Origin of the sequence: Stenotrophomonas sp. LGBM10 (assembly GCF_046736075.1) — a bacterium.
GTDB lineage: Bacteria > Pseudomonadota > Gammaproteobacteria > Xanthomonadales > Xanthomonadaceae > Stenotrophomonas.
In genome coordinates this window covers 362,124-376,178 of the sequence record NZ_CP177163.1, presented here as the reverse complement: position 1 = coordinate 376,178, position 14,055 = coordinate 362,124, and the positions used below count along the sequence as shown (strand labels likewise).

Here is a 14,055-nt window from a genome sequence, read left to right as displayed (position 1 = left end):
TGTCAATGCAGAAGTATCGCGAAGTTTCTCAAGAAGACACATGGGGTTGCGCCGCAGCGTGTGTGGCGTCGTTGATGGCCGTTCCATACGCGCGCGCCAAGCGGTGGCTGGAGAAGGAAAAGGGAAAGCCGGTGGGTGCTCGTCCCCAGGGTTTTGAGATCGACGAGATTGCCAACGCGTTGTTCAAGCAGGGCGTCAAGGTGGTCGCCGATTGGCATCCGCCAAGTCCGCCTCCCGAAGGGAGCATTGTGTGCGTCCACAGCCCCGTTCGATACCGTGACTACCATTACCTCCTCAAGGTGCCGGGAGGCTATATGGATCCTTGGTTTGACCTTAAGAAGGGCGTGATGGAGGGGAAGCTGCGGGCGTCTCTTCCGCGAGGGACCAAAATCTTTGTAGCGCTTATCCCTTGCCAATCACCACCGCCGCATTGACGTCGGCTTGTTGTGACACGCCGGATAACTGGAGCACGACTTGAATGCCCCATGCGGCCCGGTCCGGTCCACGAACACGCCTACCTTGCATACCGGGCAGCGCTGTTCCTTGACAGGAATACCGGAGACGCCGGTGACCGTGACGGCGCCTTCCTTCACCAGTTCGTCCAGGAAGGGTGAGTTCTTGCCCAGCAGCGTGAACATGGCGACCGTTCGCCGGGCGCGGGTGAGCGCGACGTAGAACAGGCGGCGCTCTTCGCTGAGCGGGTAGGTGTCACCCGTCGGCATCGCCAGCGACAGCACCGGGTCGTCCGAACGCAGGCTGGGGAAGCCGCGGTTGACCAGGCCCGGCAGGATCACATAGTCGGCCTCTCGGCCCTTGGAGCGGTGGACGGTGAGGAACTCGATGTCCATCGTGCTGCCGAACGCGGCCTTCCAGTCGGCAGGCACCACGCTGCGGTCGGCCCGGTAGCGGCCGAGCACGAACACCGAGACGCGGCCGTTTTTGCCCCGCGCAATCTCGCCCGACAGCAGTTGCTGGTGCAGCGCGGCCAGGTACTGCCGCACGCCGTCCGGCACCTCATCACGTTTGACGAGCTGGAAGGCCAGCAGCACCGGCCCATGCGCCGGGGTGACCGAGCGGACAACCTTGGCAATCTGGGCAGGGTTTTTGCCGATGAAGCGGCTTGAGATATCGCAGAGCGCCTGCGGGCAGCGGAAGGTCTGCTCCAGTTTCAGTACCTGGCCGTGCCCCATCCAGTCGCGGAACCCGGTCATGACCGACACGTCGGCGCCGGCGAAACGGTTGATCGACTGCCAGTCGTCGCCCACGGCAAACAGGAACTTGCCGGGCTGTTTCACCAGCGCGCGGCAGAGGCGGGCCCGTGCGCGCGACGCGTCCTGGAACTCGTCGGCCATCACCAGGTCGTAGGGCGACGCATACCGGTCCTGCTCCAGCAGGCCGGCGGCCATGTTCAGCATGTCCTCGAAGTCGATGCTTTTCTCGTCGGCCAGCGCGTTGTCCCACGCCTGCATCACCGGGCTGGCGATCTCCAGGAAGCGGCGGTGACGTTCCTTGAAGTGGTCCTCGGGCATCTGCCGCAGGCGCTCGGCCATGTCGTCGAGCGACAGGCAGCTGCTCTTGGCATGGGCGATGAAGGTGCGCATCAGGCCGATCAGGTCCGAATCGGGCATCGGCTTGGCACCGTCGTCGGGCAGGTCGCGGTCCGGGTTGGGGTCGAGCGTGACGCTGGAGGCACTGAGCTGGTCGGCGAGGTAGTCCAGCGCATGGCCACTGCGCAGCCCGAAGGAGGTGGTCTCGGCCAGCGCGGTGCCGCGCCGGGCATGTTCCTCGCGCTTCCAGACCATGCCGTCCATGTAGCCGGCGAAGTGCGGGGGCGGCTGGCCGTTGGCGTCGAGCGCGAAATGCTCGTGGTACAGCGTCGCGTCGGGGTAGTAGAAGTCCGGGCGGTACTGGCGGTGGGTGTCGGTGGCGGTATCGAACTCGTATTGGCGCTCGTACTGGTAGGTCACGCCGTTGTAGAACAGCCAGTCGGCGATGACGCACTCTTCCATGCTCTTGACCCGCTCGCCCTGCAGGGTGCGGATGTAGGGCGTGCCGTCGCGGTCGTAGCCATCGGCCAGCATGTCCTCGCCCAGCGGCGGCAGGTCGCGGCCGAATACCAGGCGGAACATGTCCCATTGGGTGCGGAAGTGGGTGGACCGATCCTTGAGGTCATCCACCAGCTCGGCGAGCTTGTGGAAGCCCTGGGTGGCGTCGACGGCCCAGTCGGGAATGTCCGGCTTGCGGCCGGTGGCCTTGGCGATGATGGCCAGGCCCAGTGCATGGAACGTACGGGCTTCGACCACGGTGTCGTCCATGCCCAGACGTTCGAAGGAGCGCTGCGCGCGTTCCTGCAGTTCGTTGGCGGCATCCTTGTTGAATGCCAGCATGACGATCCGTTCGGGCGCGACGAAGCCGCGATCAATGGCGTAGGCGGCCTTGGCGACCATCGTGGAGGTCTTGCCCGAGCCGGCCGACGCGACGACCTGCACGCGGTTGTCGAAGCAGATCACCGCACGGGCCTGTTCCTCGGTGAGCGGCTGGCTCTCGACCTTGTCCAGGAACGCCTTGGCCAGGACCAGCTCGCGGCGGGTCATGCCTTCGTTGGCCTGGGCAAACACCTCGGGCCAGTCCAGCGCCCAGTCGTGCAGGGCCGACAGGGCACGCTGGTGCGCGGGCGACTGCAGGTCGTCGTGTATGTCCGCATCGAGGAACAGCGGTTCCAGATCGGGTGGGGCCACGGGCAGCACGGGCCGGTCGGCGAGGAGGGCGGCCTGGTCCTCGTGGGTGATCCAGCGGCGGCCGCGATCTCCTGCGTCGATCAGGGTGCGGGCAGTGCCCAGCCACGCCAGCATCTGGGCCAGCACGGCGTCGAACAGGGCTTTGCGCTCGCGCCGGCGGCGGTCATCCAGCAGCATCTCGATGGCCGAAGTCAGAGCGCTTCCGCGGGCGTTCGGCAGGCCATCGGCCGACAGCCAGGCGCCTGCCTCGCCGTCGATCTCCACCCGCGACCAGAGCAGGCCGGGGATCACCTGCACGCGGTGTGCATCCGCCACGTATTCCCGGTGGCGCGTGCCGCCGATGCTGATCTCGACGTAATCACCGTCGAGGCGAAGCCACCAGTGCGGGGAACGGGTCAGAAGCCTGCCCCAACCAGAGGGGCGCCAGTCGATTGCCATCCTTGATACTGCCTGCGTGCGTGGGTACTGGCCCAGAGCGGGCCTCTATCGGGCTCAATGATAGAGCAGGCCTACTTGTAGCGCTTGTTCCCATAGGCGGCGCAGGAATGTCGCGTTAAAGAATGTGATGTGCCTGCCGATACCGACGGGACGGGCGGTTCGCCCATTTCTACTGACAGGAAGGACACGGATGTCGATGACAAAGGTCGTGCTGAGCGGAATGGCGCTGTCGTTGCTGCTGGCCGGGTGCGGGCAGGGCAAAGCGCCGGCGTGTGGTGATGACAGCACGCTGGATCTGGTGAGAAGCATCATCCAGCGCGAGCTCGGGACGAACAGCGCTGCCGCGTCGTTGGATGCCGCCAAGCTGCGCGACCTGCTGCAGATCTCCCTGGCGCATCCCACAGGTTTCGACGAGGCGATCAGCCGGTACACCTGCGAAGCCGACCTGGTTGCGCCGTTCAACAACCCGCGTCAGGACGTCTACAAGCTCCGGCTGCAATACACCTCGCAGTCCGTGGACGGACAGCAGCTGGTCGAAGTCAGTGTGCTCCCGGGCGATCTCATGGGGATTGGCTCGGCGATCCGCACGAGCCTGGCCAGCAGCGAGGCGACCCAGGACGCATCCTCGCGCGTGGTGGCGGCGCCGGTGGATGCTGCGGAAGACGTAGTGGACCCGCTGGCGTCGGCCAAGGCAGACGACTACGCCGACGAAGCGGAAGTGGAGCCGCCTGCCGCCGCCGATGCAGTGGCCAACCCCAGTTTCGACTGTGCCAAGGCCTCCTCCCGCGTGGAAGCAATGATCTGCGCCGATGCCGAGCTGGCTGCGCTGGATCGGGAAACGGCGGACACGTTCAGGAACGTGCGGGCCAACGCCGTGGATGCCGGCGCGCTGAGTGCCGCGCAGGGGCAATGGCGACGGGAGGTCCGCGATGCGTGTGCCGATGCGGACTGCATCGGCGATGCGTACCGGGCGCGGTTGGCGGAGCTGGAATAACGCGGTGAGAGGCCGGCCACACGCATAGGCGTGGTCGGCCAGGTTCGCGGAACGGGCCCGGCCAACACGCCGTGCGCACATCCCGGTCACCGCCCTGCTACGTCCGTACGGGTATCTGTGAGGTCCACGCTTCACAGGATTCGACCATGCAGCACGCACTCACGTATCACGGCAGCAGGGACGTCCGGCTGGACATCGTTCCCACCCTGGGATCTTCGACTGCAGGGAGGAGGGTTGCCGCAAGGTGATCCTCACGCCTGCCATGGACCTGCGCGCTGACCATGCCGCACCCGCGCTGGAGGCCGATGCCCGCGACGTGCTGGTACGGCAGCCATCGCTGCCACTGCCCGGACGGGGGCATACCCTGGAGCGCTGGCGTGCTCTGGGGGCCATCGCTGCACGTGACCTGTGTGTGGCCAAGGTGATGGAGGCACATTACGACGCGCAGGCGATCCTGGCCGATCTGCACGCGGCGCCGTTGCCGGGCGACGTGCTGGCGGCGGTGTGGGCCGCCGAGGGGCCGCAGGCCACGCTTCACTTCAACCCCGCGACAGGCACGCTCTCCGGCAGCAAGCCGTGGTGCTCGGGCGCCGGGCTGGTGGATGTCGCGCTGGTGACCGCGCGCTGCGGAGACGGCGTGCAACTGGTGCGGGTGCGTACCGATGCGGACGGTATTTTCCCGCAGCCCCAGACCTGGCATGCCACCGGCATGGGGGGCATCCCCAGCGGCACCGTGCAGTTCACGGATGTGCCCGCCGAACCGATCGGCAAACCGGGAACGTATCTGGCCCGGCCCGGCTTCTGGCATGGGGGTGCCGGCATCGCGGCGTGCTGGTATGGCGCCGCGGTCGCGCTGGCCGCCCCTCTGCAGCGCTCGCCACGCGTGGCTGGCGATGCGCAGATCGCCGCGCTGCTCGGCCAGGTGGATATGGCCCTGCAGGCATCGGCAGCCTTGCTGCGCGAACTGGCGGCCTGGATCGACGCGATGCCGTCCCACCCCCACCAGGCCGATGTGATCCGTGTGCGCAGTGTGGTGGAACGCACCTGCGTGCAGGTGCTCGATGCAGTGGGCCGCGCGCTGGGGCCGGCACCGATGTGCCTGGATGCCGGGCATGCCGCGCGGTGGAGCGACCTGACGGTATTCATCCGGCAGAGTCACGCCGACCGCGACTGGGCCGAACTGGGGCGGGCGATCCACATGCAGGAGGGGCCGTGGACGCTGTGACGGTGCCGATCAGCGGGCCGGGCAACCGCGAGGCCGACTGGGACCGCAGCGGCTGGCTGCGCGCGCTGCCGGCGCAGGATGCCGCCACCCTGCTGGCGGATGTACGCCGGCTGGTGGTGGTATCGCCGCATCCGGACGATGAAGTGCTCGGTTGCGCGGGGTTGATGCAGGCAGCGCTGGGCCACGACATCGACGTGCACGTGGTGTCGGTCACCGATGGCGAGGCCTGCTATACCGATCAGCCGCTGTGGCCAGCCGCGCGACTGCGCGACGCACGCCGCCGCGAGTTGGCCGATGCCATGCGCCTGCTGGGCATGGACGCTACGCATGTCACCACGCTGGGCCTGCCCGATGGTGCCGTTGCCGCCCATGAGGCCGATCTTGCCGCACATCTGGCCGCGCACCTGGTCCCGGGCGATCTGCTGATGGCCCCGTGGACCCACGATGCGCATCCAGACCATGACGCCGCCGGGCGTGCCGCCTTGGCGGCGGCGGCATCGCGCGGCATCGCGGTGCTGCAGTATCCGGTCTGGGCGTGGCACTGGCTGGACCCGTATGCGGCGACGCCACCGTGGCCAGCGGCTGCCCGTGTTCCGCTGTGCGCGGCGTCGCGGTCGCGCAAGCAGCAGGCGCTGGAGGCGTTTGCCACACAGACCGGCAGCGTGGCCGGCCTGGCCTGTGCGCCGATTCTTCCCGATCACATCACGGCGCGCTTCCGCCGCCCCTTCGAGGTGGTGATCGGATGAGCACCGCCGCTTATTTCGACGCGCTGTACCAGCAGCCGGACCCGTTCCACTACCGCACGCGCTGGTACGAAGCCCGCAAGCGCGCACTCACGCTCGCCTGCCTGCCGCATCCGCGTTACGCCACCGCATGGGAACTGGGCTGCTCCAACGGCGTGCTCACTGCCGGGTTGGCGGCGCGCTGCGATGCGCTGTTGGCAACCGATATCAGTGCGGACGCGCTGGCGGACGCTGCACGTTCCACCCGGGCGTGGCCACAGGTGCGGCTGCAGCAGGCCAGCCACCCGCAGGACTGGCCGGACGGTACCTTCGACCTGATCGTGGTGAGCGAAGTGGGCTACTACCTGCCTGGCCCGGCGCTGCAGCAGATGGCACGACAGCTGCGCCACAGCCTTGCCGAAGACGGCCTGCTGCTGGCCTGCCACTGGCGGCCGCCGTTCGACGCAGCCTGCAGCACCACCACCGACGTGCATCGCGCGTTGTCCGACCACCTGGTCGAAGCGTTCACCTACCAGGATGCCGACATGCTGCTGCAGGGGTGGAGCCGGCGTCTCACCAGCGTCGCCGCGTGGGAGGGGCTGCGGTGATCGCGGTAATCGTGCCGGCACACAACGAGGGCCCCGTCATCGCGCGGTGCTTGGCCTCGATACGCAGCGCGGCCAGCCATCCCGGGCTGCACGGCGAAGCGGTGCTGACGGTGGTGGCGCTGGATGACTGCAGCGACGACACCGCCGCGATCTGCGCCGGGCAGGGTGCCACGACCGTCGCGATGGATGCGCGGTGCGTGGGCACGGCGCGGGCGGCAGCGGCCACCTTGGCGCTGGCTCGGGGCGCGCGCTGGATCGCCAACACCGATGCCGATTCGATTGTTCCTGCCGACTGGCTCTGCCAACAGACCCGCTGCGGCGCGGACGTGTTCTGCGGTGTGGTGGAGGTGGTGGACTGGCTGGACTATCCCGATGCCGTGCGCAGGGCGTTTGCATGCCGCGAGCGGGCCGAGGACGGGCACCGCCACATCCACGGCGCCAACCTGGGCATGCGCGCCGCCGCGTACACGGCGGCCGGTGGGTTCGCGCCGCTATGTACCGGCGAGGACGTCGCGCTGATCCACGCGCTCCGCAACGCCGGTGCGTCCATCGCCTGGCTGGCGCAGCCGGTGGTGACCACCAGCGCACGCCGGTCCTCGAAAGCGCCGCAGGGGTTCAGCGGATTCCTGCGTGCGCTGGAGCGGGAAGTGATGGAGGCGGGTGCCGCGCTGGTGCCGACGCAGGCGCTGCAGCCGTGATCAGGCGGCCGCGGCTGCCGCGTTCCCGCCGGATTGTGCAAGCAGTGTCAGCTTCGCATCCGTCGCCTTTTCTTCTTCCAGCGTTTCCAGCAGGAGCGGCAGTGCGGCCTTGTAGCCGAGCTGTCTGGCCAAGGCGGCGATGGTCCCGTACGAGGCGATTTCGTAGTGCTCCACCTTCTGCGCGCCGCCAATCAGGGCCGCATCGCGTACCGGGCCTTTCTCGATGCCGTCGATGGCGTCTTTGCCTTCCTCGATCAGGCCTTCCATCGCCGCGCACTTGATGCGCTTGAGACGGATCCCCAGCCGCTCGACGATCTGATCGATGCGGTCCACCTGGCCCAGCGTCTCCTCCAGATGGGTCTCGAACGCGGCGGCCAGCTCGGGGGCGGTCACCGCCCTGGCCAGGCGGGGCAGGGCTTTGGTCAGTTGCTTCTCGGCGCTGTAGATATCCGACAGCTCGTGGATGAACAGGTCTTCAGCGGTCTTGATGGTCATGGTCGATGTCACTTTGTGCGGACGTGAACCCTGACCCTAGGCGCTGCAGTGTTAGTTGGACTCGCGTCTGCGTGAAGGCGCATTACACATCAGGGAAGCACGCCCTGCAGGTAGCTCTCGATGACGTAACTGAAGGGTCGCTGCGCGTGGTCGCGCAGCACGGCGCGCACTTCCAGCACGGTGGCCTGCGGGCCTTCGCCGCAGTCGGGCCAGCAGGTCGCATCGCGCAGGGTCTGGCGCTGGAACCCGAGCGGCTTGACTACACGGCCAAACGGTTCGTCGCTGCCGTCCAGGGTGGCATTCATGGCGGGGGTGAGCAGGTCCGGCACATACCAGTTGTCGGCCTCGGACAGCACGCGGCTGCCGCAGACCAGTTGCACACGGCGGTAACGCAGGGGGGTATCGTCACCGACCTGCAGCGCGTCGCGCACCTCCGGCGGCGCATCGCGCTCGACACCTTGCACGCGCACCGCCCGCACCTTCGCGGTGTCGGCGAGGCCCTGTTCGGCGCACCAGGTCTCCAGCGTGCTGGTCGCGCTTTGCCCAGCCAGCAACCGCGCGTGCAGCGCCTGTACCAACGCGGTGCGCGAGGCCGAGGACTGTGCGGCGGCCGGCGAAGCCGGCGGCTCGCCTGTCGCGAAGGCGGCCACGGGCGCTGCGGCGAGCAGCGAGGCGGCTTGCCAGCGGAGACGGACAGTGCGGTCGAACGGGCCCATCGTGATCCACCGTAAAAGGAGGCGTCAGTTTACCCGGTCCGGTACCGCGAGCAGGCGACACGCGCGTGGATCTGTCGCATGGGCCGTCAAACGGGACGTCTGCGGCCGGACACATGCTCGTTGCCGGGCACATGCCATCGCCACGGAAACGTCGTGGCGCGGCGGATGCCAATGCGCGGGCCGACACCGGGGTGCGAGGGCGGCGGCATGCCATCGCTGACGATCCGGACGGGCCCGGCGCTGTCGGTCAGGTCGGTGCCGTCCAATGCGCCGGTGATGCCCAGCGCCTGCGACAGGCGACCCGGCCCACTGGCCAGATCACGATCGCGCCGGGCGGCGACGCGGGCCTGCCGCATCTGATCCACGCCGGCCAAGGGCGCCAGCGCGCGCAGCAACACGCCCCAGCCCTGGCCGATGTCGCCGCAGACCGCATTGGCGCCCCAGTGCATGCCATAGGTGAAGTACACGTAAAGATGGCCGGCTTCGCCGAACATCGTGCGCGTCCGCGGGGTCATGCCGCGGAACGAATGCGCGGCCGGATCCTGGTCACCGGCATAGGCCTCCACTTCCACGATGCGCCCGGCACGGCCGTCGTCGCGCAGCAGAATGGTGTTGAGCAGGTCCGGCGCCACCTCGGTGGGGTGACGCTGGTAGAACGCGCGCGGCAGGGGCGTCCACTCCGTCATGCGGCACCCCTGCACTGCTGTCCGATCCGTCATCGGTGGTCTCCTTGGTCGGCAGGGTCGCAGCATGCGCGTCGGTACGTCGTGGTCGGATCAAACCGCTGGCCGTCACGCTGCGCTCGCACTGCGTTCGCAGCTCATGATCCGCCGCGGCGTCAAGCTGGTTGCGGTCCAGAACGTGGGTAAGCCGCCGATGATGAAACCGATGCAGGACCAGGACCACGCCATCGCGCTCGACGGGCGTTGTTTTGCTTACGTGTTCCCGTGCGCGTGGGAGGACTACGGCAAGATCGGGTTCTCGCGCGACCCGCTTGCGCGCATCGGCGCGCTCCACCGCCGCTGGTTCGAGTTCTTCGATCTCGACGCGGGCGTGCTGATTGAAACCGAAACGCAGCGCGATGCGCGCGATATCGAACTGGCGCTGCGCCGCCCGTTGAAGGCGCATCGGGCGCCCGCACCGCTCACGGTGCAGGACAAGGCCGGCGGCAAGACTGAGTGGGTGCGGGGCGCCAATGACCTTCTGCGGCCCGCCGTGCAGTCACTGGCCGACGGCGGCCACCGGATCCATCCACTGCGCGCCTGGCTCGCCGCCGCGATGCTGGCACGGGCAGACCAGTTGTACGACTGGTCGGCGATGCTGCTGCCGGAGGCACCGGTCGCCTGCGATGCCTTGTCCGTACGGGCGCAGGTGCTGCTGCGCGACGCGTTGGATGGCCACGCGGCGTTGGGCATCGATCTGGAACGCCGGCTTCCGCCGCATGTGTGGCGCTGGTACCGGCGGGCGTAAGGCGGGACGGATGCCTTGTTGAGGGGACGGCGGGGCACTTATAGTCCCGCCTACACAAGGGGGGGAACATGGCAGAGAAACCAACCGCACCATCGTATGACCTGACCACTGCTGCGGGTATCGCCGCAGCAGGCATGGCGTTGAGCGTTTTGACACCTATGGGGCAGTTGATGGCGGTAGCCGCGCTGGCACGGCACTTCTTCAAGCCGAGCGTGGAGGAACAGGCGCAATCTGCAGCGGATCTGATCAAGGCGGGCGCTGAGAACAACGTGGATGAAATGGAGATCACGCTCAGCGAAGAGGCCGGGCTCCATATCAAGTCGGCGCATCCGGATGTGCCCATCAAACTGACGGTGGGGAAGTCCGGCACGGTGACGATGAAGGTCAAGTACCGGTCGCCCCCGACGACGGCCTGATCCAACGACGGCCTGATCCGTTGGCGGGCGCTCCCGGTCCCCATCCCGGGCACACCGGATGCCGGGCGTGAATCCGGCCGGGAGACCGCCGGCTACACTGCCGGTTCCGTGACGATCCCGGTGGTGGTGCCATGCAGTCGGTTGTCCCCGGAGACGCTGCCCATGCGCTTGCCCGCCAGGCGTGCCGTGATATCGAGCAGGCACTCCTGCTCGGCGCGGACGCCCACGCAGCGGTGCATGCCGCGCGCAAGGCGATCCGGCGTCTGCGGGCCCTGCTGGCGCTGCTGGACGGTACCGACCTGGCGTTGGACGATGCCGATGCGGTGCTGCGCCGCCTGGGGGATGGCCTGTCCGGCCTGCGCGATGCGCACGTGGCCGTGGAGTCGGCAGCGCTGCTGGCCGCCACTGCGCCCAGCGCGCCGTGGCCGTACGTGATCGGACAACTGCAGGCGCGGCGCGATGCGTGGCTGCGGCGCGCCCTGGCCGGCGATCCGGCATTTGGTCGGCGACGCGATCGGCTCCAGCGCGTCGGAACGCTGCTGGACAGCCAACCTTGGACAACGATCAGACGCGCGCAGCTACGGACTGGCCTTGACCGCAGCGTTGCACGTGCGCGCAAGGCCGAACGTCGTGCGCACCGCAACCCGTCGCCGGAACGTCTGCACCGCTGGCGTCGAAAGGTGCGGCGGCTGCGGATGCAGCTGGAGGCAGCGCCGCAGTTGGACCCGCGGCTTGCGAAGGCGCATACGCCGCGCGGCGAGGGTGGGGACGCCAAGGCCCTGCATCGGCTCAGCAATCACCTCGGCTGGCAGCAGGACCTGCGCATGCTGCGCAACCTGGTACGGGTGATGCCGGGTGTGGTCGACCGCCGGCAACTGCTGGCCCAGATCGACCTGGCCCGCACTGCGCCGGTCGACTGATCGCTGCGCCCGCTCAGCGCTCGCAGGCGACCGCGGCCCCGCGCGACTGGCGCTCGACCAGCATCGCCACGCCCCACAGCAGCAGGCCGCCAACGGCGGTGGCCGCACCCACATAGCCGGTGGTGGCCGGGCTGAAGCCGGCGCCGATGGCCATGCCGCCGAACCACGGGCCGAGCGCGTTGGCGGTATTGAATGCCGCATGGTTGGAGGCGGCCGCCAACGTCTGCGCTTCGCCGGCCACGTCCATCAGGCGGGTCTGCAGCACGGCGGCCAGCGCGCCCATCGTGCCGACCGCCACGATCATCGGGAAGATGCTCCACACCGACTGGGCGGCCATCGGATAGATCAGCAGCACGATGATCGACCACACCAGCACGATCGCGGCGGCGCGGAAGTGGAAGCGGTCCACCAGCCAGCCGCCGGCGACGTTGCCGATGATCGCGCCGATGCCGAAGATGCCCACCGCAACCGGCATCCAGGATTCGGCCAGACCGGTGACCTGCACCAGCGTGGGCGCCAGGTAGGTGAAGACGCAGAACATGCCGGCAAAGCCGATCGAGCCGATGGCCAGTGCCAGCCACACCTGCGGGCGGTTGAAGGCGCGCAGTTCGCGCATCGGCGACGTGCGCTGTTCATCCGGATCGGGCAGCAGGAAGCGGGCGATCATCGCGACCGTGGCGATGGCCAGCACGCTGACCAGCGCGAACGCGGTGCGCCAGCTGAACATCTGGCCGAGCCAGGTGGTGAGCGGATTGCCCACCAGGATCGCGACCGACAGGCCCAGCAGCACCTTGGACATCGCCGACCCGCGCTGCGCAGGGGGGCTGATCGCAGCTGCCACCAGCATCGCCACGCCGAAGTAGGCGCCGTGCGGCAGGCCGGCCACGAAACGCGCCAGCAGCATGGTGGTGTAGTTCGGGGCCAGCGCGCTGGCCAGATTGCCGACGGCATAGAACCCCATCAGCGCCAGCAGCAGCGAGCGGCGGGCATAGCCGGCGCCGGCGAAGGCCAGCACCGGCGCACCAACCACCACACCGATGGCATAGGCGCTGATCAGGTGGCCCACCTGGGTCTCGCTGATGGACAGGCCGCGGCTGATTTCCAGCATCAGCCCCATGCTGGCGAACTCGCTGGTACCGATCGCGAAGCCGCCCAGCGACAGCGCCAGCAGGATGAACGTGCGCTCGCGCGGGGTGAGGCGCGCAGCGAGGGAAAGGGCGGGGGAGCTCATGGGCGGCGGCAGGGGATCGCGGTACGGTCCGCAATTGTACTGGTGCGCCGCAGCATCCGCCCCGGCTGCGTCGACAGGTGGCGTGCCGTTCAGTGCCGCGCCGCGCGCGCCGTCACCTGCGAAATCGGGCGCGCAGGCCGCAATCGCGGCATTCGTCGGTCAACGTGGCGATAAGTGCCAGCAGCTGCCTGCCGGCACGGGACGCAGTTTTCCGCCTGCAGGACAGGCGTCAGGGATAGCGGTGCGGATCCCGCGCATTGCCAGTGGCAGGGAAACGCCAGGCGGGGAATCGGCCCGCGGTACGGGCATCTCCGGCATTCGTGCGACAATGCCGGACAGGCGCGCAGACGCGCCCACAGGGGTTGTGATGAATACCGGCACGCGTTTTCCCACAGTGATCGGTTTCGATCTGCCCGGACTGCAGGACGGGCCACACCCGGCGCGGGTGATCATCACCGCGATCCTTGACGGCGCGCCCCCCGACGACTGGACACTGGCCTTCCAGCGCGAGGCAGGTCCTGCCCTGCGCGAGAGCTTCGCGGTGGAGCAGATCCGGCTGGTGGGTGAGGGACTGCATTTCGTGGGCGCCATTGCGGATGCGCGCGGCCTGTCGGCCGCGGTGCGCGAGCTGGTCGAGCGGGTGACGGCCAAGGTGCTGGATCGCCGCCTGGCGGTACTGGACAACCTGGTGGATGACGCCGATTGGGGCCCCGGCGTGGCCCAGAAGGGCGTGCAGCCGGTCGACCCGCGCCAGCTCGATGTGGCACAGCTGCAGGCGATGCCGGCGGTGCCCGGCATGCTGGCCCTGGCCAGCGACCTCACCGCGATGCGCTTTGTGGCCGTGGCGCGGGTAACCAGCGACCGCTGGACCACCTGTGCGGTGCACGACCTGCTCGGCTTCGGCCTGGCGCCGGGGCAGGATCTCGTCCTGGAAACCACCATCTGCCATGAGATCCGCCAGCACCAGATGACGGTGCAGTTCAATCAAGCCAGCCTGCACCCGGTATTTTCGCAGCACCACACGCCGGCCATGTATGGCTTCGAGAGTTACATCTCGGTACCGATGCGGCGCCGTGATGGCAGCTTCTTCGGCACGCTCTGCGCGCTCGATCCGCTGCCCTCGCGCCTGGATGCGGCGGGGGTTGCCTGTTTCGAACTCATGGGCGCGGCCATCGGCGCACACCTGGATCTGGACGAAGGCGTAGCCAGCGCCACTGCGCCATCCACCACCGAGGTGCTGGGTACTCTGGCCACCCAGTTGCAGACGCTTGAACAGACCGCAAGCCCGGCCATGCACGAGGTGCTGGCGCGGCTGCGTGCGCTGGTGCCGGCGCTGGCATCGCAACGCGGGCACTGAGTCGGACGAGGGCGCGCAACGCGCCTT

General features: G+C 68.4%; 15 protein-coding genes. 10 read left to right on the top strand and 5 right to left on the bottom strand.

Annotated elements, in window-relative coordinates; all coding sequences use genetic code 11:
- Positions 1-5 precede the first annotated feature (5 nt).
- A complete protein-coding gene (locus ACLB90_RS01645) occupies positions 6-434 on the top strand; it encodes a hypothetical protein (RefSeq protein WP_411851323.1) in 429 nt (142 codons plus the stop codon).
- Here the strand turns inward: ACLB90_RS01645 and ACLB90_RS01640 are convergent.
- A complete protein-coding gene (locus tag ACLB90_RS01640; protein WP_411852673.1) occupies positions 417-3,170 on the bottom strand; it encodes a UvrD-helicase domain-containing protein in 2,754 nt (917 codons plus the stop codon). The two genes, ACLB90_RS01645 and ACLB90_RS01640, sit on opposite strands and share 18 nt — an antisense overlap.
- 196 nt (positions 3,171-3,366) lie before the next feature.
- On the opposite strand from ACLB90_RS01640, the gene ACLB90_RS01635 reads away from it, so the two are divergent.
- The 5 genes from ACLB90_RS01635 to ACLB90_RS01615 all read left to right on the top strand — a co-directional run bounded on the left by ACLB90_RS01635 (position 3,367) and on the right by ACLB90_RS01615 (position 7,423).
- The gene (locus tag ACLB90_RS01635) at positions 3,367-4,170 is read left to right on the top strand and encodes a lysozyme inhibitor LprI family protein (protein WP_411851322.1); all 804 of its coding nucleotides are present in this window, start codon (positions 3,367-3,369) and stop codon (positions 4,168-4,170) included.
- A gap of 262 nt (positions 4,171-4,432) precedes the next feature.
- Positions 4,433-5,395 (top strand): acyl-CoA dehydrogenase, encoded by a 963-nt coding sequence (locus tag ACLB90_RS01630; RefSeq protein WP_411851321.1) that lies wholly within the window; start codon positions 4,433-4,435, stop codon positions 5,393-5,395.
- On the top strand, positions 5,383-6,141 hold the full coding sequence (locus ACLB90_RS01625; protein WP_411851320.1) for a PIG-L deacetylase family protein: 759 nt from the start codon (positions 5,383-5,385) through the stop codon (positions 6,139-6,141). Before ACLB90_RS01630 ends, ACLB90_RS01625 begins: the two co-directional genes overlap by 13 nt.
- Complete coding sequence (locus tag ACLB90_RS01620; RefSeq protein WP_411851319.1) at positions 6,138-6,725, top strand: class I SAM-dependent DNA methyltransferase; 588 nt, start codon at positions 6,138-6,140, stop codon at positions 6,723-6,725. Before ACLB90_RS01625 ends, ACLB90_RS01620 begins: the two co-directional genes overlap by 4 nt.
- A complete protein-coding gene (locus ACLB90_RS01615) occupies positions 6,722-7,423 on the top strand; it encodes a glycosyltransferase (RefSeq protein WP_411851318.1) in 702 nt (233 codons plus the stop codon). Before ACLB90_RS01620 ends, ACLB90_RS01615 begins: the two co-directional genes overlap by 4 nt.
- On the opposite strand, the gene ACLB90_RS01610 is transcribed toward ACLB90_RS01615, so the two are convergent.
- From ACLB90_RS01610 to ACLB90_RS01600, 3 genes are all read right to left on the bottom strand, one after another.
- A complete protein-coding gene (locus tag ACLB90_RS01610) occupies positions 7,424-7,918 on the bottom strand; it encodes a ferritin-like domain-containing protein (protein ID WP_411851317.1) in 495 nt (164 codons plus the stop codon).
- A gap of 89 nt (positions 7,919-8,007) precedes the next feature.
- On the bottom strand, positions 8,008-8,634 hold the full coding sequence (locus ACLB90_RS01605; protein WP_411851316.1) for a hypothetical protein: 627 nt from the start codon (positions 8,632-8,634) through the stop codon (positions 8,008-8,010).
- A gap of 86 nt (positions 8,635-8,720) precedes the next feature.
- Complete coding sequence (locus tag ACLB90_RS01600) at positions 8,721-9,320, bottom strand: DNA-3-methyladenine glycosylase (protein WP_411851315.1); 600 nt, start codon at positions 9,318-9,320, stop codon at positions 8,721-8,723.
- A gap of 190 nt (positions 9,321-9,510) precedes the next feature.
- Between ACLB90_RS01600 and ACLB90_RS01595 the strand changes: the two genes are divergently transcribed.
- The 3 genes from ACLB90_RS01595 (at position 9,511) to ACLB90_RS01585 (ending at position 11,440) form a co-directional block, all read left to right on the top strand.
- On the top strand, positions 9,511-10,104 hold the full coding sequence (locus tag ACLB90_RS01595; RefSeq protein ID WP_411852672.1) for a GIY-YIG nuclease family protein: 594 nt from the start codon (positions 9,511-9,513) through the stop codon (positions 10,102-10,104).
- 68 nt (positions 10,105-10,172) lie between these two features.
- Positions 10,173-10,520 carry a hypothetical protein gene (locus ACLB90_RS01590; protein WP_411851314.1) on the top strand — a complete coding sequence of 116 codons (348 nt, stop codon included), beginning with the start codon at positions 10,173-10,175 and terminating at the stop codon, positions 10,518-10,520.
- Positions 10,521-10,651: 131 nt separating this feature from the next.
- Positions 10,652-11,440 carry a CHAD domain-containing protein gene (locus ACLB90_RS01585; protein WP_411851313.1) on the top strand — a complete coding sequence of 263 codons (789 nt, stop codon included), beginning with the start codon at positions 10,652-10,654 and terminating at the stop codon, positions 11,438-11,440.
- A gap of 13 nt (positions 11,441-11,453) precedes the next feature.
- Here the strand turns inward: ACLB90_RS01585 and ACLB90_RS01580 are convergent, their stop codons facing one another.
- Positions 11,454-12,671: an MFS transporter gene (locus ACLB90_RS01580; RefSeq protein ID WP_411851312.1), complete on the bottom strand. Its 1,218-nt coding sequence runs from the start codon at positions 12,669-12,671 to the stop codon at positions 11,454-11,456.
- A gap of 367 nt (positions 12,672-13,038) precedes the next feature.
- Here ACLB90_RS01580 and ACLB90_RS01575 point away from each other — a divergent pair, with 367 nt between their 5' ends.
- Complete coding sequence (locus ACLB90_RS01575; RefSeq protein ID WP_411851311.1) at positions 13,039-14,028, top strand: GAF domain-containing protein; 990 nt, start codon at positions 13,039-13,041, stop codon at positions 14,026-14,028.
- The last annotated feature ends 27 nt before the right edge of the window (positions 14,029-14,055 follow it).